General features: G+C 68.4%; 18 protein-coding genes. 11 read left to right on the top strand and 7 right to left on the bottom strand.

Annotated features, from left to right (window positions below; translation table 11 throughout):
- Nucleotides 1-28 precede the first annotated feature (28 nt).
- Entirely contained in the window at nucleotides 29-820 is a 792-nt protein-coding gene (locus tag QNN99_RS00200) for an acetoin reductase (protein ID WP_229964419.1), read from the top strand.
- 32 nt (nucleotides 821-852) lie between these two features.
- Here QNN99_RS00200 and QNN99_RS00195 read toward each other — a convergent pair whose 3' ends face one another.
- On the bottom strand, nucleotides 853-1,245 hold the full coding sequence (locus QNN99_RS00195) for a hypothetical protein (RefSeq protein ID WP_229964418.1): 393 nt from the start codon (nucleotides 1,243-1,245) through the stop codon (nucleotides 853-855).
- A gap of 307 nt (nucleotides 1,246-1,552) precedes the next feature.
- On the opposite strand from QNN99_RS00195, the gene QNN99_RS00190 reads away from it, so the two are divergent.
- Nucleotides 1,553-2,290, top strand: a complete 738-nt coding sequence (locus tag QNN99_RS00190) for an SDR family oxidoreductase (protein WP_229964417.1) — start codon at nucleotides 1,553-1,555, stop codon at nucleotides 2,288-2,290.
- Nucleotides 2,291-2,545: 255 nt separating this feature from the next.
- Nucleotides 2,546-3,646, top strand: a complete 1,101-nt coding sequence (locus QNN99_RS00185; protein WP_229964416.1) for a thermonuclease family protein — start codon at nucleotides 2,546-2,548, stop codon at nucleotides 3,644-3,646.
- Between the two features lie 42 nt (nucleotides 3,647-3,688).
- Here the strand turns inward: QNN99_RS00185 and QNN99_RS00180 are convergent, their stop codons facing one another.
- On the bottom strand, nucleotides 3,689-4,507 hold the full coding sequence (locus tag QNN99_RS00180; protein WP_229964415.1) for a histidine phosphatase family protein: 819 nt from the start codon (nucleotides 4,505-4,507) through the stop codon (nucleotides 3,689-3,691).
- A gap of 152 nt (nucleotides 4,508-4,659) precedes the next feature.
- Here QNN99_RS00180 and QNN99_RS00175 point away from each other — a divergent pair, with 152 nt between their 5' ends.
- Entirely contained in the window at nucleotides 4,660-5,097 is a 438-nt protein-coding gene (locus QNN99_RS00175) for a nitroreductase family deazaflavin-dependent oxidoreductase (protein WP_229964414.1), read from the top strand.
- 137 nt (nucleotides 5,098-5,234) lie between these two features.
- On the opposite strand, the gene QNN99_RS00170 is transcribed toward QNN99_RS00175, so the two are convergent.
- Nucleotides 5,235-6,194: an NAD(P)-dependent alcohol dehydrogenase gene (locus QNN99_RS00170; protein WP_229964413.1), complete on the bottom strand. Its 960-nt coding sequence runs from the start codon at nucleotides 6,192-6,194 to the stop codon at nucleotides 5,235-5,237.
- A 251-nt stretch (nucleotides 6,195-6,445) separates the two neighbouring features.
- Here QNN99_RS00170 and QNN99_RS00165 point away from each other — a divergent pair, with 251 nt between their 5' ends.
- The 5 genes from QNN99_RS00165 (at nucleotide 6,446) to QNN99_RS00145 (ending at nucleotide 12,109) form a co-directional block, all read left to right on the top strand.
- A complete protein-coding gene (locus QNN99_RS00165; RefSeq protein ID WP_229964412.1) occupies nucleotides 6,446-7,117 on the top strand; it encodes a TetR/AcrR family transcriptional regulator in 672 nt (223 codons plus the stop codon).
- Between the two features lie 80 nt (nucleotides 7,118-7,197).
- On the top strand, nucleotides 7,198-7,956 hold the full coding sequence (locus QNN99_RS00160; protein ID WP_229964411.1) for a LamB/YcsF family protein: 759 nt from the start codon (nucleotides 7,198-7,200) through the stop codon (nucleotides 7,954-7,956).
- Nucleotides 7,953-9,623: a 5-oxoprolinase subunit B/C family protein gene (locus QNN99_RS00155; protein ID WP_229964410.1), complete on the top strand. Its 1,671-nt coding sequence runs from the start codon at nucleotides 7,953-7,955 to the stop codon at nucleotides 9,621-9,623. The genes QNN99_RS00160 and QNN99_RS00155 overlap by 4 nt, the downstream gene beginning before the upstream one ends.
- Entirely contained in the window at nucleotides 9,620-11,371 is a 1,752-nt protein-coding gene (locus QNN99_RS00150) for an acetyl/propionyl/methylcrotonyl-CoA carboxylase subunit alpha (protein WP_229964409.1), read from the top strand. Before QNN99_RS00155 ends, QNN99_RS00150 begins: the two co-directional genes overlap by 4 nt.
- 72 nt (nucleotides 11,372-11,443) lie before the next feature.
- Nucleotides 11,444-12,109, top strand: a complete 666-nt coding sequence (locus QNN99_RS00145) for a GntR family transcriptional regulator (RefSeq protein WP_229964408.1) — start codon at nucleotides 11,444-11,446, stop codon at nucleotides 12,107-12,109.
- 40 nt (nucleotides 12,110-12,149) lie between these two features.
- On the opposite strand, the gene QNN99_RS00140 is transcribed toward QNN99_RS00145, so the two are convergent.
- The 4 genes from QNN99_RS00140 to QNN99_RS00125 form a co-directional block, all read right to left on the bottom strand.
- Nucleotides 12,150-14,000: an alpha/beta hydrolase gene (locus tag QNN99_RS00140; protein WP_229964407.1), complete on the bottom strand. Its 1,851-nt coding sequence runs from the start codon at nucleotides 13,998-14,000 to the stop codon at nucleotides 12,150-12,152.
- Nucleotides 13,997-14,365 carry a DUF6507 family protein gene (locus QNN99_RS00135; protein WP_229964406.1) on the bottom strand — a complete coding sequence of 123 codons (369 nt, stop codon included), beginning with the start codon at nucleotides 14,363-14,365 and terminating at the stop codon, nucleotides 13,997-13,999. The genes QNN99_RS00140 and QNN99_RS00135 overlap by 4 nt, the downstream gene beginning before the upstream one ends.
- A gap of 134 nt (nucleotides 14,366-14,499) precedes the next feature.
- On the bottom strand, nucleotides 14,500-15,360 hold the full coding sequence (locus QNN99_RS00130) for an MBL fold metallo-hydrolase (RefSeq protein ID WP_229964405.1): 861 nt from the start codon (nucleotides 15,358-15,360) through the stop codon (nucleotides 14,500-14,502).
- Nucleotides 15,361-15,419: 59 nt separating this feature from the next.
- A complete protein-coding gene (locus QNN99_RS00125) occupies nucleotides 15,420-17,051 on the bottom strand; it encodes a 3'-5' exonuclease (RefSeq protein WP_229964404.1) in 1,632 nt (543 codons plus the stop codon).
- A 134-nt stretch (nucleotides 17,052-17,185) separates the two neighbouring features.
- Between QNN99_RS00125 and QNN99_RS00120 the strand changes: the two genes are divergently transcribed.
- A complete protein-coding gene (locus QNN99_RS00120) occupies nucleotides 17,186-17,605 on the top strand; it encodes a VOC family protein (RefSeq protein ID WP_229964403.1) in 420 nt (139 codons plus the stop codon).
- A 72-nt stretch (nucleotides 17,606-17,677) separates the two neighbouring features.
- Complete coding sequence (gene gluQRS, locus QNN99_RS00115; protein ID WP_229965017.1) at nucleotides 17,678-18,622, top strand: tRNA glutamyl-Q(34) synthetase GluQRS; 945 nt, start codon at nucleotides 17,678-17,680, stop codon at nucleotides 18,620-18,622.
- Nucleotides 18,623-18,625 lie beyond the last annotated feature (3 nt).

Here is an 18,625-nt window from a genome sequence, read left to right as displayed (position 1 = left end):
GGAAGAACCGGGTCCGAAAGGGAAAACGATGGCTGCTCAAAGCGAAAACAAGACCGCACTGATCACCGGCGCAGGGCGGGGCATTGGCCAGGCAATCGCCGAGCGCCTGGCCGACGACGGCTTCAACATCATCGTCGCTGATGTTCCCGAGGCCAAGGAGAACGTCGACAAGGTCATCGCCTCCCTGCAGGCCCGCGGCCGGGACGCCGTCGGCGTGTATGGCGACGTCGCCAATCCGGACGACGTCACCCGCTTCGTCACCGAGGGCACGACGGCGCTGGGCAACCTTGACGTGTTCATCGCCAACGCGGGAATCGCCCAGGTGGACGCCATCCTCGACGTCGAACCGGCAGCCCTGGACCGGATGCTCGACGTCAACATCAAGGGCGTTTACTACTGCTATCAGGCCGCGGCACGGCAGTTCATCGCTCAGGGCACCGGCGGGAAAATCATCGGCGCCGCCTCGATTGTCGCCTACCGTCCGTTCCCGCTGCTGGCCTCCTACTCGGCGACCAAGTGGGCGGTCCGCGGGCTGACGCAGGCGGCGGCCATGGAGTTCGCCAAGCACCACATCACGGTCAATGCCTACGCCCCCGGCGTCGTCGGAACGGCGATGTGGGACCTCATCGACGAGCGGCTGACCACCATCGAAGGCACTCCGCGCGGCAGCGCGCTGGAACGGCAGGTTGACGGCATCCTCGCGGGCCGGGTGTCGGTGCCGGAGGACGTGGCCAAGCTGGTCTCCTTCCTGTCCGGACCCGATTCCGACCATATGACCGGCCAGACCGTGCTGGTCGACGGCGGCATCAACTTCGCCTAGGACTGCACCGCCCAGTAGCCGGTCCCGTCCTGCTACTCCCCGGCCCGGCCGCGCACGGCCGCCCACTTCTCGCCCAGCGCGACATCGGCCAGCGGCTGCCACTTGCTGGTTTCCAGCAGCGAGGCGACGGTGTCGCGGTTGATGTCCAGCTCCTTGCCGCCTTCCTCCACCGCGGTGGGATAGCAGACCCAGAGCACGCCGTCGGCCTCCACGGCGGCGGCGGCGCCCGCCAGGTCATGGGCCAGATCCGCTGCCGAACCGACAACCAGGATGACGACGTCGGCCGGCATCAGTGCGCCCGGCTCGGCCAGGAATGCCTGCTCCGGCAGGAAGGAGGCTACCTCCGGGCGGCCCTGCGCGCCGTAGACGGTGACGCGGTTCCCGGCGGTGGTGCCGAACGGCTGGGCGGAGGAATCAGAAGACATGGGTGGAGCTCCATTTCACGGGCGTGAGTCGGACTGGAAACATGATTCCGGCGGGCACGCCAACCAACCGGATGTTTCCATTCTTTCAGGTTCCGGCATCGGCGCAGGTCACCGCGCTTTCGGGCACGGACCACGCTCCGGATCGAGCCGGACCGGAGTCTGGGGCGCCGTGTGCGGGACGGGCGCGACCTCTTGGCCCTGTGGTGCGGCCGCTTTTGCCGGGCACCCTACACGCGCCGGGATCCGGTAGGCAGAATATGCCCAGGCGGGACGGCCTCCCGCCGGCCCATCCCCTAAGGAGAGTCCCATGAACACGTCGCCTCCGCGCAGTGTCATCGTCACCGGCGGCTCCGGCGGCATTGGCCGGGCGGCCGCGCTGCGGCTCGCCCGCGACGGCGCCCAGGTTCTTGTCCACTACAGCGGAAACCGCGACGCGGCCCGCCAAACGGCCGACGGCGTCGTCAATGCCGGCGGTACAGCCGTGGTTTTCGGCGGAGATGTGGCGGAGGAAGGACAGATGCAGGAGATGTTTGTCGAAGCCGACGCGGCCTTCGGCGGCGTTGACGTGCTGGTCCACACCGCTGGCATCATGCCCCTGGGGCCAGTCGCGGAAATGTCGCTGAAGACCTTTGACCGGATTCAGCGGACCAACCTCCGCGGCACCTTCATCGTTGATCAGCTGGCCGCACGGCACCTGCGCGACGGCGGTGCGATCATCAATTTCTCCACCTCCGTCACCCGCCTCCAGCTCCCCGGCTACGGCGCCTATGCAGCATCCAAGGGCGCCGTGGAAGCGCTGACCCTGATTCTGGCCCGCGAGCTGCGTGGACGGAACATCACGGTGAACGCCGTGGCTCCGGGGCCGACGGCCACTCCCCTATTCTTCACCGGCAAATCCCAGGAGCAGATCGACGCCATCGCCAAGCTCAACCCCATGGAGCGGCTCGGGACACCGGAGGATATAGCCGAGGCGGTGGCCTTCCTCGCCGGTCCTGGCCGCTGGATCAACGGCCAGGTCCTCTACGCCAACGGCGGCGCCGCGTAGCCGCAGTGCGCCCACCGTTTACTTCTGGAACTGCCGGACCTGCTTTAGGTTGAGGTGATTGCGTGCCCGCCACAGTGCCGTTTCCCCATTGTCACCGGCACCGAGTAATCTCGGGGAGACAATTCAATAGTTGGGGATAACTTTGCAGCACACCATCAGCGGACATCACTGCTCCGCTTCCAAAACCACGCACCTTACGGCAGGCCCGGATTCATCCGTTTCGGACCTCCGCGAACCTCGCGGAAAGCAGCTTTCATGATCAGCGGAGCGAAAGCCTTAATTGCAGTCGCCGGCCTGGTGGTCGCCGGAAGCACGGTGGCCATTGTTGCCTCCGGAAACGCCGATGAAGGAAAAGTCGTTCGGGTTATCGACGGCGACACCCTGGTGGTGGATTTTGATGATCAGGAGCTGACCGTCCGGCTGCTGAACGTGGATACCCCGGAGACCAAGGATCCCGGCAAACCCGTCGAATGCCTGGGCCCGGAAGCAACCGATTTCCTCACCCAAGCCCTGCCGGCGGGAAGCACCGTGACGCTGGCGTTCGACGTCGAGCGCGAGGACCGCTACGGCCGCACGCTCGCGGCCGTCTATAACGACGACGATCTCCTGATCAATGCCGAGGTGGCCCGCCGGGGTTTGGGAATCCCGGTGACGGTCGGCAAGAACACCAAGTTCCGGCCGCCCGTCGATGAGGCCTACCAGGAGGCTCAGGAACAGCACGCCGGGCTTTTCGCCGAGGACGTCGAATGCACCGTTCCGGCGATGGTCGCGGCTCTGGAAGAGACTGCGACCCAAGCGGCTTCCCAAGGAACGGGAACGACGGCGGTGGCCGCCGGCGCCGCCGTCACCGCTGTTTACGCGCTTGCAAAGACGGTCGACGCCGGGTTCGACGCTTTCGAAGCCAGTGCAAAGGCAGGAGAGTCCCTGATTTGGGCGGCACTCACCCCGGCCCAAAAGGCTGACCTCCAGGCCAGGGCAAACACCGCGCAAACCCAGGTCCATGACCGCCACGATGAATTGGTCACTGTGCAGGCGGAGCTGCAGGCCTCCGAAGACGGGGTGAAGCGCAAGGCTGCCGAAGCCGAACGGATCGCTGCCGAAGAAGAAGCCCGCAAGGTTGCCGCAGCGGCGCAGGCCGAAGCGGACCGCCTCGCCGCAGAACAGGCAGAGGCCCACCGCATCGCCGCAGAAGCCGAAGCCCGGCGGAGTGCCGCCGCGCAGGCCGAAGCCGACCGCCAGGCTGCCTATACCCCTCCGCCCCAGCAATACGTTCCGCCCGCACCGAGCAGCAACCCGCCGGGCTACACCGGTCCGCGCTGTTACGCGCCGGGCGGGAAGACCTGGCGCCCCTGCTAAACGGAGGCCCGCGCTGCTCAAAGGCGCGGGCCACCTGCGTCCTTAGCTGCCGAACGAGTCCTGCAGGAAGTGCCGGTTTGCTTCAGCCCGCTCCAGGAGATCGTTGTCGGTGAAGTACTTCCGGTTGAACTCTTCCCAATCGCCGACGAACATGGTCCATTCCCCGTCAACCTGGACCGGCCAGCAGCGGCGCACCCAATTGAGTTTTTCGCGGACGCTGTTCTGGGTGTTCGGGTCGGTGCTGGAATACTGCAGGACGGTGCAGTTGTGAATCATCTGCGCCTTGTCGGCGTCACGCCTCAGGAATTCTTCGTCGCTCCAGCGCTCCAGAACGAGGCGCGTCGCCCACATGAATTCCCCGTGGGTGACCATGAGAACGTTGTCGCGGGCATTTTCGCGGTGCAGAGTGCTGAGGATGTTCCGGACCCGGTTCTCGGCCACATTGGCAATGGATTCGCCGGCGGGCGGAGCCCAGTACAACGGATCGTTCTCGCGGTACGCCGCGTTCTGTGAATACTTCCGCGCAAAATCCTGCTTCGACATGGATCCGATCTCGCCCCAGGACCGTTCGCGGATGACGCGGTTCTCTTCCCAGCGCACATCCAGCCCGAGGTTCGCGGCAGTCTCGCGGGTCCGGGTGTAGGTGGAGACAATGGCGCGGTCGAACTCGATGTTCTGCTCGGCGATCCAAGCGCCCGCGACCTTTGCCTGCTGTACTCCGAGTTCGGTCAGGCGCCAGGAACGGTCCGGAACGGTCATTGTCTCTTCGGTGTAGAGGCTCGGGTCACCGGCCTTGGAAGCCCGCTGCATAACGTTCGCTTCGCTCTGTCCGTGGCGGACGAGAAACAGGTTCCGGGGCATGACCATCGAGGCCTCCTTTGCGTCTGCGTTGGTTCTTTTACATTCTAGGTGCGCCAAAAGGCCCGCCCCGTTCCCTGTCTCCGGCGCATAGCTGTCTCCGGCGGCCAGGCGGCGGTTGGACCTCGACGCCGCAAAAGGGGTTGACTGTCTTTATGATTCTTACCGGTGAATACGCCCCCAGTTCCAGCAAGCGCGCCCGCGAGCAGGCGGAGCTGATTGAAAGCTCCGGCGGTACCGAGGGAACCACCCTCGGCGGCCGCCCGGTCATCCTGCTGACCACGGTCGGCGCGAAGTCGGGAAAGCTGCGCAAGACGCCGCTGATGCGCGTGGAACACGACGGCGACTACGCCGTCGTCGCGTCCATGGGCGGCGCACCCAAGCACCCCGTCTGGTACTTCAATATCCAGGCCAACCCGCACGTGGAGCTGCAGGACGGACCGCAGAAGTGGGACATGCGCGCCCGAGAAGTCACCGGCGAGGAGAAGGCCGCGTGGTGGGAGCGCGCCGTCGAAGCCTATCCCCCGTATGCCGACTACCAGGCGAAGACGGACCGTGAAATCCCCGTGTTTGTGCTGGAGCGGATGGACTAGCTCCTTAACAAACGGAAACGACGACGGCGGACCCTCTGGGGCTCCGCCGTCGTCGTTGTGCTGCTGCCGTTGTGGGATTTCGCTGCCGTTTTGGGGTTCTGCTGCCGTTGCGCAGTGGCAGGAAAATCCCAAAACGGTCACGGAACCAGGACGACGCTGCCGCACACCTGGCCGGATTCCAGCCGCCGCATCGCTTCGGCGACGTCGGCCAGCCGATACCGGCTGTCGATGCGCGGCACGACCGTGCCTGCCTCGGTCATGGCGGAGATGCGCTCGAGGTCTTTGCCGTTCTCCCGGCACATCAGTCCCTTCAGCCGGCGGTTGCCGAAAAGCGACAGGACCGCACCGCCGACCTGCCGCTCGAAGATGGCCCCGGTCAGCCGGTTGCCTCCCTCCCCGCCGGCAAGCACCGCCGTGCCGCCGGGCACCAGTGCGCGGCGCAGGCGGGCCGGGGAAGGATTGCCGCCGACGTCGATAATCGCGTCGAACCGGGGCCCGGCGGCGGCGAAATCCTCCCGCGCATAGTCGATAATCCCCGCGGCACCAAGCGACCGGACAAACTCCGCCTTGCCGGCACTGCACGCCCCGGTCACCTCGGCCCCGGCTGCCCGGGCCATCTGCACTGCAAAACTGCCGACGCCGCCGGCCGCTCCCAGCACCAGGACCTTCATCCCCGCGGCCACCCGGGCGGCATCCAGGGCCTGCAGCGCAGTCAGTCCTGACAGTGGAACCACTGCCGCCTGCTCGAAGTCCAGACCGGCAGGCTTGAAGGCCAGCTTCTCCTCGGGGGCAGCAGAGAATCCAGCAAAGGTGCCCCGGCCGATCCCATACACCTCATCCCCTATCCGGAAACGAGTGACGCCGGCACCGACGGCGGCCACGGTGCCGGCGAGGTTGTGCCCCATCACGGGCTGCCGGGGCCTGCGCAGCCCGACGGCGGCGCGGAGCAGATACGGTTTACCCGTCATCATGTGCCAGGCGGCGCGGGCCAGCCCGGCGGCGCGTACCTGCACCAGCACCTCGGTGTCTCCCAGTTGAGGAAGCGGATGCTCGGCCAGACGCAGGACCTCCGGGCCGCCGTAGCCGGTCTGCAGCACGGCGGGGACTGTAGCCGGCAAGCTGGCAGGCGACGAAGCGGCAGGGAATGAAGCGGACAGAGTGGTGGACGGAGTAGACGGAGTGGACGGAGTGGACGGACTGGAGGGGTCAGACGGTACGGCATTGTTGGAAGTGCGTGACGTGCGGGACATGGCGGGTCCTTTCGCGGAAGTTCCTTCTGGAACACATCAGCCTTACTCTGTAAGCGCGACCGTACCTTACAAAGTAAGGCAGCGGTAGACTGCCCGCAATGACAACCACAAACGCTTCCCCACACCTCCGTCAGCCGCTGACCCGCGAACGCGTGCTGCAGGCTGCCGCCCGCCTTGCTGACGACGGCGGGCTCGGCTCTCTGACCATGCGCTCCCTGGCCTCGGATCTGTCGGTGCAGCCGATGTCGCTCTACCACCACGTGGCCAACAAGGAAGACATCCTGGACGGACTGGTCGACCTCGTCTTTGACGAGGTGCAGGTGCCCTCCGAAACGCCCGGCGGATGGCGTGCAGCCATGGAGGCCCGCGCCCACGGCATGCGGGCGGCGCTCTCCCTCCACCCGTGGGCGGTGGGACTGATGGAAACGCGCACGACGCCGGGCGCCGCCAATCTGCGCCACCACGACTCCACGCTGGGCGTACTGCGCCGGTCGGGCTTCTCGCTGGACGCGGCCGGTCACGCCTATGCCCTGCTGGACAGCTACATCTACGGCTTCGCCCTGCAGGAGGCAGGGCTGCCGGTCGGCGTGCCCGATGCGGATCCGCAGATTGTGGAGGCCATGGCCCGCTCCATCCCGGCCGGTGAGCTGCCCTACCTGGCGGAGATGGCCATGGACCGCGCCACCCAGTCGGACTACAGCTTCGGTGCCGAGTTTGAGGTGGGGTTGCGCATCATTCTCGACGGCCTGACCGGCCTGCTGACGCAATAAACGCCCGGATTGTTGAACAATCCAACGTGATCGCGCACACTGTAGGGACACCAACCCCCACCAGAGGTACGGAGACCAGCATGCCGGTCATTGATTTGAACAGCGATGTCGGAGAGTCCTTCGGCAACTGGAAGATGGGCGACGACGCCGCCGTCTTCGAATCCGTCTCCAGCGCCAACGTGGCCTGCGGCTTCCACGCCGGAGACCCGTCCACCATCGCACAGACCTGCCGCGACGCCGTAGCCGCCGGAGTCACCATCGGCGCCCACGTGGCGTACCGGGACCTGGCCGGCTTCGGCCGCCGGTTCCTGGACTGCTCCTACACCGAATTGCACGACGACGTCCTCTATCAGCTGGGCGCGCTGCAGGCCATGGCCCGGGCCGCAGGCGGCGAGGTCAAATACGTGAAACCGCACGGCGCCCTCTACAACACGATCGTTCATCACGAGGTCCATGCCCAGGCCGTCATCGACGCCGTCCGCACCTTCGACAAGGACCTGCCGGTCCTGCTGCTGCCCGGCGCCGTCGCCCTGGACAAAGCCGCCGACGCCGGCCTGCGCGGTGTTGCCGAAGCCTTTGCCGACCGCAGCTACAGCCCGGACGGAACCTTGGTGTCGCGGCGCGAATCCAATGCGGTGATCCACGATGCAGAGCAGGTCACCGCCAACATGGTCCGCCTCGCCACCGAAGGCACCATCACGGCCGTGGACGGCACCGTCATCCCCATGAACGCCGCCTCCATCTGCGTCCACGGCGACACCCCCGGCGCCGTCGCGATGGCCGCGGCCGTACGGCGCGGATTGGAAAACGCCGGCGTCACCATCCAGAGCTTCGTATGACGTCCTCCCCGATCGCCGGCATCCGGCCCGCGGGCACCCGCACCCTGCTGGTCGAGCTGGCATCGCTGGCCGACGTCACCGCCCTGCACACCCAGCTCAAGGCACACCCGCTGCCCGGCCAGGTCGATGTTCTCGCGGCCGCCGGCACCGTGCTGGTCCGTTTCATCGGCCGGCGGGAAACGGTCGACGCCGCTGGCCGGATTCCAGCCCTGGACCTCACCCATGCTGAGGCTCCGGAGGCGCGCACGGTCACCATCGACACCGTGTACGACGGCGCCGACCTCGCCGAGGTGGCCCGCCTCACCGGCCTCTCGGAGGAGGCCGTCGTCAAGGCCCACACCGGCAGTTCCTGGCTGGGCGGGTTCGGCGGGTTTGCTCCCGGTTTCACCTACCTGACCGGCGGAGATCCGGCCCTCAACGTGCCGCGCCGCGACAGCCCCCGCACCGCCGTGCCCGCCGGGTCCGTGGCCCTGGCCGGCGAATATTCGGCGGTGTATCCGCGCGAATCCCCGGGAGGCTGGCAGCTGATCGGCCGCACCAACGCCGTCATGTGGGACCTGGACCGCCCCGATCCCGCCCTCATCCGCCCCGGCGACCGCGTCATCTTCCAAGCTGTCCGCGAGCTGGTTACGACGACGGACCCCTCCCCCGCAGCCATCGAGGAATCAGCGACCGGTCCCTCGTTGGAAGTCCGCGCCGCCGGCCTGCAGTCTCTGATTCAGGATTTGGGCCGCCCCGGCTATGCGGACCTCGGCGTTTCCGCCTCGGGAGCCGCCGACACCCGCTCCGCCCGGCAGGCCAACCGGCTCGTCGGCAATCCCGCTGACGCGGCGGTGATCGAGAACCTCTTCGGCGGCCTCGAGCTCACCGCGCACGGGGACACGGTACTGGCGCTGGCCGGCGCCGAGGTGCCCGCCGCCGTCATATCCCCCGACGGCAAGCGCGACCGGCCGGTTCCGTTGAATGCTCCGTTCGCACTGCTCGACGGCGAGATCCTCACCCTGGGCTCCCCCTTCCGCGGAGTCCGTACGTACGTTGGAGTCCGCGGCGGTATCGCGGTCGAGCCCGTTCTGGGCAGCTGCAGCACCGATTCGATGAGCCATATTGGACCCGCCTCGCTGGATGCCGGAACCCGGCTGCCCATCGGCAACATCACCGGCACCGCACCCGTCGGCTCCCCCGAGCCCGGCACCCTGCTCAGCGGCGACCAGCCGGGAACCCTCGGCGACGGCGACTCCCCCGCCCTTCTGCGCATCACGGCCGGCCCGCGGCAGGACTGGTTCGGACCGGATGCCGCCGCCGCGCTGACCGAGCACACCTGGCGCACCACCAACGAGTCCAACCGGATCGGCGTCCGGCTCGAAACCGACCCCGAAGACCCGGAGGCGCAGCCGCTGCAGCGCGTCCGGAATGGCGAACTTCCCAGTGAAGGCGTGGTCGCCGGCTCGCTGCAGATCCCGCCGTCGGGCCTCCCCGTCCTGTTCCTGGCCGATCATCCGGTGACCGGCGGATATCCGGTGATTGCCGCCGTCGTGCCCGAGGACCTGCCGGTCGCCGCGCAGCTGCCGCCTGGCCACCCCGTCCGCTTTGTTTTCGTGAACCCCGATACCCTGGCGCCGCTCTCCCCCGGATCGGCCGCCGCACTGTTTCCGGAAGGAACCCCATGAAGAAGGTCCTGATCGCGAACCGCGGCGAGATTGCCGTGCGCGTGGCCCGTGCCTGCGCCGACGCCGGAATCGGGTCGGTGGCGGTCTATTCGGACCCCGACGCCGATGCCCTGCACGTGCGCCTGGCCGATGAAGCCCTGCCCCTGCACGGCGCCGCCGGCGCCGACACCTACCTGAACATTCCCAAGCTGATCGAGGCCGCGCACCTCGCCGGGGCCGACGCCGTGCACCCCGGCTACGGTTTCCTGTCCGAGAACGCTGACTTCGCGCAGGCAGTGCTCGACGCCGGACTCACGTGGATCGGCCCCTCACCGCAGGCGATCCGCGACCTGGGCAACAAGGTCACCGCGCGTGACATCGCCGTCCGGGCCGGCGCGCCGCTGGTGCCCGGCACCCCGGGGCCGGCCGAAAGCGCCGGACAGGTCCGCGCGTTCGCCGAAGAGCACGGTTTGCCGGTGGCGATCAAGGCGGCCTTCGGCGGCGGCGGCCGCGGCATGAAGATCGCGCGCCGGCTCGAAGACGTGGAGGATGCGTTCGAGTCAGCGGTCCGCGAGGCCGTGTCAGCGTTCGGCCGCGGCGAGTGCTTCGCCGAACGGTTCCTGGACCGGCCCCGGCATGTGGAGGCGCAGGTGCTGGCCGATACGCACGGCAACGTCGTCGTTGTCGGCACCCGCGACTGCTCGCTGCAGCGCCGCAACCAAAAGCTCGTGGAGGAGGCTCCCGCGCCGTTCCTGACCGATGAGCAGCGCGCCACCATCCACGAATCGGCGAAGGCGATCTGCCGCGAGGCCGGCTACACCGGCGCCGGCACGGTGGAATATCTGGTCTCCCCCGACGGGCTGATCAGCTTCCTGGAGGTCAACACCCGGCTGCAGGTTGAGCACCCGGTGACCGAGGAAACCACCGGCGTCGATCTGGTCCGCGAGCAGTTCCGGATCGCCGACGGCCTGCCGCTGTCCTTTACCGAGGATCCGGCGCCCCGTGGACACGCGTTCGAATTCCGGCTCAACGCCGAGGATCCGGCCCGCGGCTTCCTGCCCGGCCCCGGCCCAGTGGACGCGTTCGAACCGCCAACCGGCCCCGGCATCCGGGTCGATTCCGGCGTCCGCTCCGGTTCCGTGGTGCCCGCCGAGTACGACTCGCTGATGGCCAAGCTGATTGTCTGGGGCGAGGACCGGCCGCAGGCGCTGCGCCGGGCCCGGGCCTCGCTGGATGAGATCGTAATCCGCGGGCTGCCCACCGTCCTGCCGTTCCACCGCGCCGTGGTCCGCTCCGAGGCCTTCACCCGCGGAGACGCCTTCGGGGTGCACACCACCTGGATCGAGTCCGAGTTCGCCGAACCGCTGGCCGCGTCTCCGGAGATCGCCGCTTCTCTGCCCGGCGCCGAGCGCGAGACCATCACCATCGACGTCGACGGCCGCGCCGTCACCGTCGGGGTGCCCGCCGCCCTGCTGAACGCGCTGCGCTCCGGCGGAACCGGAGCGCCGGCCACCGGCACTGCGGGCGGCGACGGCGGCAGCTCCGGCGGCAGCGACGGCGCACTGGCCTCGCCGATGGCGGGGAACCTGGTGAAGTGGGTGGCCGACGACGGTGCCCGGCTGGCCGCGGGCGATCCGGTCGCCGTGCTGGAGGCCATGAAAATGGAAACCACCGTCCGCGCCCACCGGGCCGGAACCCTGAGCCGTGCCGAGCTGGAACCCGGGGCCACCGTCGCACGCGGGGATTCCCTGGGCCGCATCGGCTCCTAAACCGTCCGGAGCACCGGCCGTCCCCCTCCGGCCGGTGCTTCGGATCCCTCTTTCGCCCACTAGATTAGGGGAATGCTTGTGAACCCGGCGGACATCACCACGGACCGCACCGACCATGCGAACACCACCGTCTGGGTGGCCGATGTGCTGCGCCGCCGGATTGCCGCCGGCGAGCTGGCGCCGGGCACCAAGCTTTCCGAGCAGCAGCTCGCCGCGTCCATGCAGGTTTCCCGCAACACCCTGCGCGAGGCGTTCACCATGCTCAGCATCGAGTCGGTGGTGACCCGCTTTCCGAACCGCGGCGTGTTTGTGGCCGCGCCCGACGCCGACGCCGTGCGGGAAATCTACCGGGTCCGCCGCATGCTGGAGCCCGCCGCGGTGCTCTGGGGACCGGAGCTGGACCTGAACCGGCTCGACGCCGTGGTGGCGGAGGCCCGTGACGCCAAGCGCCGCGGAGCTGTCCCGGACATGGCCGCCGCCAACCAGGCCTTCCATGAAGCGCTGATCGCCATGTCCGGCAGCCTGCAGCTGCAGCAGATGATGGGCCGCGTGCTGGCCGAGATGCGGCTGGTGTTCCATGCCATGAGCGCCGAGCCGGAGTTCCACACCCGGTATGTGGAGGAAAACGCCGCCCTGGTGGACCTGCTGCGCGCCGGACGCCGGGCCGAGGCCGCCGACACGCTGCGCGGCTACCTCGATGCCGCCGAGGCTGAACTGCTGGGGCATTTGGGCGCGTAGCTGCAACCGAGCGATTACGGCGGTGTCCCGCGCTCGTCCTTCATTTCTGCGCCGCCACCATGGCCAGCGCCTCCTCCGCCCGGCCGCCGGTCACGAGGGCGGTGAAGTGCAGGCTGAAGCTGTCCTGGCCAAGATAGCCGCCGAGCCCGTGGCCGCCGACAGCCGCAAAGGATTTTCCGTCCACCGTGACCCGGTCCGAGCTGAAGACTCTGCCGCCCCAGGCCTCGGTGAGGGGATCCAGACGCGCGGCAGCGGGATTGAGCGTCACAATGGCCACGATTTCGCTGGCCGCGGTCCCCATTTCCGCGACGCGGTCCGCCGATGCGAGCGTGACGTAGACGTCCACCGCTCCGTCCGTGGCGAGATCCACGTTGAGGGTATCGGCGGAGTCCGGCTGAACCCCGGCGGACGCCAGCAGCACCGCTGCCGTGACCCGATACTGGGTCTGGTCCAGCGCCAGCGCCGCCATGGTGGTGCCGTAGGAGTGGGCCACCACGTTGACCTCGGGAGGCGGAGCTCCGTCAGCGGTCCGGCCCAGATACAGGCCGTCAAGGGCTGCGGCCAACGCCGGTGCGCCCTTCTCCGCGCTGGCCGCACCGCCCACGGTGAGCTCGGTCGGGGGTTCGTAGCCCATGTACGCCACCACCGCGGTGGACCCGCCGTGAACTCCGATCCTGCGCTGTTCCCGGCCGAGGGACCGCGCGTTGTCCACCAGCGACGCCGCCTGCTTCGTGGAGGTATTCATGCCCGGCACCAGGAAGGAAACGTTGCTGGCAGAGTCGAGGTCTTCTCCGACACTGATGGCGGCCAGCGGCACGTTGGTGCCGGGGTCGAAGGAAATCAGCTGCCGCTTCTCCCCCGCGCCGCCCAGCGCTTTCGTCAGCGCGTCCACCGCTTCGGTGCGTTCCAGATGCCGGCTGCGTTCCATCGGCCGCAGGTCTTCCGGCCGCCATGCAGCACCGCGGGCCTTCCTGCCGCCGGCAGCGGTGCCGGCGGGTGTCCGGCCGAGGCGTTGCTGAACGGCCGCCAGAACGCGCCGGTTGGCCTTGTCCCGAACCTTGTACGGGGCGCCTTCCAGGTTTCCGACCAGCCCCGGAAGGGCTGCGGCGAGGGCGGCCTGCTGCGGGCCGTTCAGCTTTGCCCAGAAGTTGGCCTCTTCGTGCGGGCTCAGGCCGGCCACGAAAAGCCGGGCCTCCGGTCGCCGTCCCAGCTCGCTCAGCAGCTCCGGACCCAGCAGCGTCAACTGCGCATACAGCGCCCTGATGTCTGCCGGAGTGGCGTCCCGAGCGGCGGCCTTCCGGAATGCCGCGTCCATCTCCCGGCGCAGCGCGGAGAACAGATCCATGCGGCTCGAAGAATAGCTGGAGACCACGTCGGGCGTGGAGCGGGAGATTCCGGCCAGGGCGGCCAGGCAGTCCTCGGATGCCTGCTCAAAGTGCACGGCCAGCAGGTCCGCTTTGGCCTGGAGCGGTTCGGTAGCCGCGGCCCGGACGGCCTCCATGGTGCGCTGGGAGGCGTTGTCCTTCTTCATCTCGCGGAGCTCGTCGTCGAGGCGCTGGTACGCCGCCTCGATTTCGGTTTCCAGCATCCGGCGCTGCGTTTCAATGGCGATGAGTTCGCTGCCGAACCGGTCCAAGGCAGCCCGCAGCAGCGCGCTGCTTTGCGTGTATTCCCGGGTGTGGGCCGCCGGCGCATCGAAAGCCCGCAACACCAGGTCCTGTTCCGGAGCGGCGTAAAGACCGCCCAGACCCTGCCACTTGTTTTGCAGGGACTCGATGGCATCGGCGAAAACCGCTGCTCCGTCGAGGATTTCCCGAGCCCGTGCCTGGATCGGTTCGCCGTCGGGCAGCATGCGAAGCTCATGCAGCTCGATGTGGATGTAGCGGGTCATTCGACTGCCCGCAGGTTGAGGCTGCCGCCGTAACGGGGTGGACGGTAGTTGGCCGGAACGGACGCCGCGAGGCGCTGGGCATTACGAACCATCTGCTCATCACCCTGGACGTACTCGGCCACAGCTTGGGCGACCCCCTGGACCGCATTGTTGCAGCGGATCATGATGGCCGAGACGTCCCGGCCCAGCACGTCAGCGCAGATCCCGCGGGCCGTCTCGGCTATCTGGGTACACGTGCCCAGAAGGTCCGGCAGCCCCTGCTCCTGCTCCGCCAGCACTCTCCGAGCGTTTTCCAACTCGTCAAGGTCGAACCGGGCGTCGCGCAGCAGAGCCTGCACCGACGCCACCTGAATGTCCATTTCCATGTGCGCCCCCTTCGGGTTTTCAGGAACGCTACGGGGGCAGGCCGGAGCCTGGAATCGCTGATCCGCAGCCTGTGGACACGGCCCGGCACCAATCAGTTCGGAACCGTCAGGTGCAGGAATCCGCCGGAAGTTCCCTACCCCTCGGCGCCGTCCGGCACGGTCTTTCCGTAGGTCGGCTCGGCGACTCCGCCGATGGGGCCGGGCGCCACGATCCGGCGCTTCCGGGGCGCCACGCGTGACCGGACGGTTCCGACAGCCTGCCGCACTTCCAACCGTGCGGCCGGGCCGTGCCCGGGCAGCAACAGCGAAGCGTCCAGTATGCTGAGCTGTCCCAGCGAGCGCCGTGCGCCGTCGCCGTCTGAGTGGAACATGGGATCGAGCATCTGCGGACCCCGGATCCGGCTGATGTTGTGGCCCGTCACCAGGGCGTCACCGGTGGCAACCGCGTGCGCGGCAGGCAGGTAGTACGCGGTGTGTCCCGGTGTGTGCCCCGGGGTGGGCACTGCCACCGGCGAGCCGGGCAGGGCGGCCAGCTCGGCGTCGTCGTACCAGGTGGCCGCGGACAGGACCGCCACCCGCCCGGCGCCGCCGGCAGCCAGTGCATGCCAGGCCCAGTGCAGGACGGCGGGGTTCCAGGCCCGGCTCAGGATGTGCGCGACCGAGACCTGCTCCCGCTGCTCCCCCTGCAGATAGGGCAGTTCGGGAAGGCTGCACAGGACCGGGATTCGGTAGGCTGCGGCGAAGTAGCCGGCGGTCCCGGCGTGGTCAGCATGGGCGTGCGTGACGAGGATCGCCGCCGCGTCGGCGGGATCCAGGCCGGCGTCCCGGATCGAGGCAACCACCAGCGGCAAGTCCCCCGGATAGCCGCCGTCTATCAGGGTGAAAGCATCCCCGTCGCGCAAGATAATCCAGTTCGACGCCGGTCCTTCCACGAAAAAGACGTTCGCGGCCGGTTCCGTCATCGCGTACTTCGGTGTTCCAACTCCAGCATCCATTCCCGTACCTCCTCTAGAGAGGTATATCCTGCCGCCCGGCGGGCTGCAACGGAGTTTTTCTAGTCGGCTGAGGTTTCGTAGAAGTCCCAGGCGCTGATAACCTCGGGCACCGTCAGGGCATGCTCGGCGCGCGGGATGACCCCCTGCAGCCAGCTGAGCTTCGTGCCGGGGCGGCCGCGGTGCGCCAGGACCATCGATCCGAGCATGAACATGTCGCCAACCGGGGCGTAGACCGCCACGCCCTGAACCAGGAAAGGGCCGCCCAGGGCATCAAACACAGCCGTCACCAGGTCCCCGTGCCGGACGCTGCCCAGCAGGACCTCCAGGAACTCGCGGTCCGGGTCATGGCTGAGCAGAGTGGAAACAAAAGCCGCATCCTCATCCTGCAGGAGGGCCAGGGCGTGGATATCGCGCTCGGGCTTGCCGTTGTTTTCGATGCTGCGGTGCCCGAGCATCCGCACCCCGAGCACCGGGGATTTGAAGGCGGTGCCGGCAACCCGGAACACTCCGTAGTGCTCGCTTTTGAAGGTGGCCGCGGCGGGGTCTGCCGGGCCCATCCGTGCCAGGATTTCGCCCATGCCCTTGACGTCACGGCGCTTGGGCAGGGCCGGTGGAGTGTCGACCAGGGACATCGGCTCTGCGGAAGGCAGCAGCGCCGCGGCCGCGGAGGCAACACCGGCTGCGGGATCGGCGGGATTGGCGGGATCGGCGTCGAGCAGCTCCCGGAAGGCTGCTTCCCCGATGATGTCCAGGGTCTGGCCCTTGGCCCGCAGGGCCTGTGCCTTCAGGACTGACCGGCTGACGACGGCGCCGGGCCGCAGCAGGTCGGCGTTCCAGTCGCCGACCACCAGCAGCGAGGTGGCGCGGGTGGGGGCGTGGTTGTTCAGCTGCCCGCCGTGTTCCAGCACCAGCTGCTGCAGGACCGGGCGTTCCACGGTGAAGTCCCCGGTAAAGGAGACCATGTGCCCGCTCATCTTCGCGGAGACTGCAGCCACCGGCTCGGTCAGGGTGAGGGTGGGGCGGGGCGTGAATCGCTGGGTCCGCCCGGCGGCGGTCGACGGCGCCCGGCCGGCAGCCTGCGCCGGCGACGGGGCCAGCCCGGTCACCCGCGCTGCGGCCGGGGTCCGGGTGTAACCCGTTGCCCCCTTCGGCCCGCAGAACTTCAGGACGGCGTCGATTTCTGCCATCCCCTCCCGCTGGGCCAGGGCGATGGTGATGTTGGCGCAGGCTTCGGCGTCGGCCAGTCCGTCGTGGTGCTGGAACGCACCGAAGCCCAGCGCGGCGTTGACGGTGGGCAGTTTGTGATTCTCCAGCGCCAGCAGCGCCTGCGCCATTTTCACGGAACAGCCGTAGCGGAAGGCCTGGCCTGCAAGGCCGGCGTTGGCACTGGTTTCGCGGAACACGGCCAGATCGAAGGCGGCGTTATGGGCGAGGACTGCGTCCTCCGCGATGAACGCCGTGATCTCGGGATGGGCCTGCGCCCAGGTCTGGGCGCCGGCCACCATGGCCTCGGTGATGCCGTGGATGTCGATGTTGCGCGGCTGGAAGCCTCCGCCGTCGGTGGGCCGCAGGAGCCAGTAGCCGCGCTCGACAATCTGCCCGTTCCGGACCTTCACCATGCCCAGGGCACAGGCCGAAGCCCGCGATCCGTTGGCCGTTTCAAAGTCGATCGCGGTGAAGTTCAGCGTCATGTGGTGTGTAGTCCTTGAGTTCTGACCGAACGCAGCCCGGCAGGCGAAAACCGCGACAGGCGGCCCCTCACTCTACCGGCCGGCGGCTCAGCGCGCCGCGGGAATCCCCGGGCGGCCGCTGCGGTTGTGTCCGTATGGATACCTCTGCAGCCACTCCTCCACCGTCCGTCCGCCAGCTGCGGCTGGTGATAGCTGCCGAGGACTATGCGGCGGCGCTCGCGTTTTACCGCGACATCCTGGGGCTTCCGGAGCTGGAGGCCTACTCGGGCGGCGACGGCGCCGAAGTCACCATTTTGGACGCCGGCCGGGCCACCCTGGAAATCTCGAATCCGGCACAGGTCCGGTTCATCGACCGGGTTGAGGCTGGCGGCGAGCCCAGCCTGAAGCTGCGGGTGGCCTTTGAGGTCGACGACGGCGCGCTGGCCACCCGGGCAGCGGTCGACGGCGGTGCCGAGCTGGTGGCCGAGCCCCGCGAAACGCCCTGGCGGTCGTTGAACTCCCGGCTCAACGGCCCCGAAGGTGTGCAGCTGACCCTGTTCGAGGAACTGGACTAGGCGCGCAGCCGGTTTTCCGTTGGGTTTGCCTGCGGGCAGGCCCCTGGTTTGTAAGCTGAAGCGGTGTCCGAAATTCCGCCCGCATTCCCCGCTGCGGCCCCCGCCCCAATCTCCGTCGCGCCCTCAGCAGGAGCCGGCCGCTTCGCCCCGAGCCCGACGGGAGATCTCCACATCGGCAACTTCCGCACGGCCATCCTGGCGTGGCTGTTTGCCAGATTCACGGGGCGCAGTTTCCTGCTGCGGGTGGAGGATTTGGATCCCGAGCGCTCCCGGACCGAGGCCGCACAGCTGCGTGACCTCACCGCCGTCGGGCTTTCCTGGGACGCTGCGCCGATCCGTCAGTCCGAACGCACCGAGCTCTATCTGCAGGCCATCGATCGGTTGGACGAGGCCGGCAAAGTCTACGAATGCTTCTGCACCCGCAGCGAAATTGCCGACGCACCCCGGGCTCCGCATGCTCCGCCCGGCGCCTATCCCGGCACCTGCCGCAACCTCAGCAGCACCCAGCGAGCCCGACGGCGGCGGCTGCGTCCCGCTGCCCTGCGGCTGCGCAGCGAGGTGGAGCAGTACACGGTGACCGATCTGCTTCACGGGTCCTTCACCGGACCGGTGGACGATCTGGTGCTGCTGCGCAACGACGGCGTGCCGCCCTACAACCTCGCTGTGGTGATTGACGACGCAGCGCAGGGCATCGACCAGGTGGTGCGCGGCCGTGACTTGCTCAGCTCCGCTCCCCGGCAGGCGTATCTCGCTTCGCTGCTGGGCCTGCCGCCGGTGGAGTATGCGCATGTTCCACTGGTGTTGAATTCCGCAGGGCAGCGGCTGGCCAAGCGCGACGGCGCCATCACCCTGGGCGCGCTGGGACACGCTGGTGCCGGCCCCGGGCAGGTACGGGACCTGATCCTGGCCTCGCTCGGGCTGCCACCCGGCACGCTCGAGGAAGCACTCGAGGAGTTCTCCCCGGCACGGCTGCCGCGCGAACCCTGGGTGTTCACCGCGCCGCTCGTCCGGCGGTGAAAG

Source organism: Arthrobacter sp. zg.Y820, assembly GCF_030125555.1.
In the GTDB taxonomy this organism is placed as follows: domain Bacteria; phylum Actinomycetota; class Actinomycetes; order Actinomycetales; family Micrococcaceae; genus Arthrobacter_B.
Note: the sequence above shows the minus strand (reverse complement) of the source record. Positions and strands in the feature narration are given on the sequence as shown.

Excerpts from the sequence above, each read along its gene's own strand:
- QNN99_RS00200 (WP_229964419.1), top strand. The coding sequence starts at position 29 with ATGGCTGCTCAAAGCGAAAACAAGACCGCACTGATCACCGGCGCAGGG.
- QNN99_RS00195 (WP_229964418.1), bottom strand. The coding sequence starts at position 1,245 with ATGTCTTCTGATTCCTCCGCCCAGCCGTTCGGCACCACCGCCGGGAAC.
- QNN99_RS00190 (WP_229964417.1), top strand. The coding sequence starts at position 1,553 with ATGAACACGTCGCCTCCGCGCAGTGTCATCGTCACCGGCGGCTCCGGC.
- QNN99_RS00185 (WP_229964416.1), top strand. The coding sequence starts at position 2,546 with ATGATCAGCGGAGCGAAAGCCTTAATTGCAGTCGCCGGCCTGGTGGTC.
- QNN99_RS00180 (WP_229964415.1), bottom strand. The coding sequence starts at position 4,507 with ATGCCCCGGAACCTGTTTCTCGTCCGCCACGGACAGAGCGAAGCGAAC.
- QNN99_RS00175 (WP_229964414.1), top strand. The coding sequence starts at position 4,660 with ATGATTCTTACCGGTGAATACGCCCCCAGTTCCAGCAAGCGCGCCCGC.
- QNN99_RS00165 (WP_229964412.1), top strand. The coding sequence starts at position 6,446 with ATGACAACCACAAACGCTTCCCCACACCTCCGTCAGCCGCTGACCCGC.
- QNN99_RS00160 (WP_229964411.1), top strand. The coding sequence starts at position 7,198 with ATGCCGGTCATTGATTTGAACAGCGATGTCGGAGAGTCCTTCGGCAAC.
- QNN99_RS00155 (WP_229964410.1), top strand. The coding sequence starts at position 7,953 with ATGACGTCCTCCCCGATCGCCGGCATCCGGCCCGCGGGCACCCGCACC.
- QNN99_RS00150 (WP_229964409.1), top strand. The coding sequence starts at position 9,620 with ATGAAGAAGGTCCTGATCGCGAACCGCGGCGAGATTGCCGTGCGCGTG.
- QNN99_RS00145 (WP_229964408.1), top strand. The coding sequence starts at position 11,444 with ATGCTTGTGAACCCGGCGGACATCACCACGGACCGCACCGACCATGCG.
- QNN99_RS00140 (WP_229964407.1), bottom strand. The coding sequence starts at position 14,000 with ATGACCCGCTACATCCACATCGAGCTGCATGAGCTTCGCATGCTGCCC.
- QNN99_RS00135 (WP_229964406.1), bottom strand. The coding sequence starts at position 14,365 with ATGGAAATGGACATTCAGGTGGCGTCGGTGCAGGCTCTGCTGCGCGAC.
- QNN99_RS00130 (WP_229964405.1), bottom strand. The coding sequence starts at position 15,360 with ATGGATGCTGGAGTTGGAACACCGAAGTACGCGATGACGGAACCGGCC.
- QNN99_RS00125 (WP_229964404.1), bottom strand. The coding sequence starts at position 17,051 with ATGACGCTGAACTTCACCGCGATCGACTTTGAAACGGCCAACGGATCG.
- QNN99_RS00120 (WP_229964403.1), top strand. The coding sequence starts at position 17,186 with ATGGATACCTCTGCAGCCACTCCTCCACCGTCCGTCCGCCAGCTGCGG.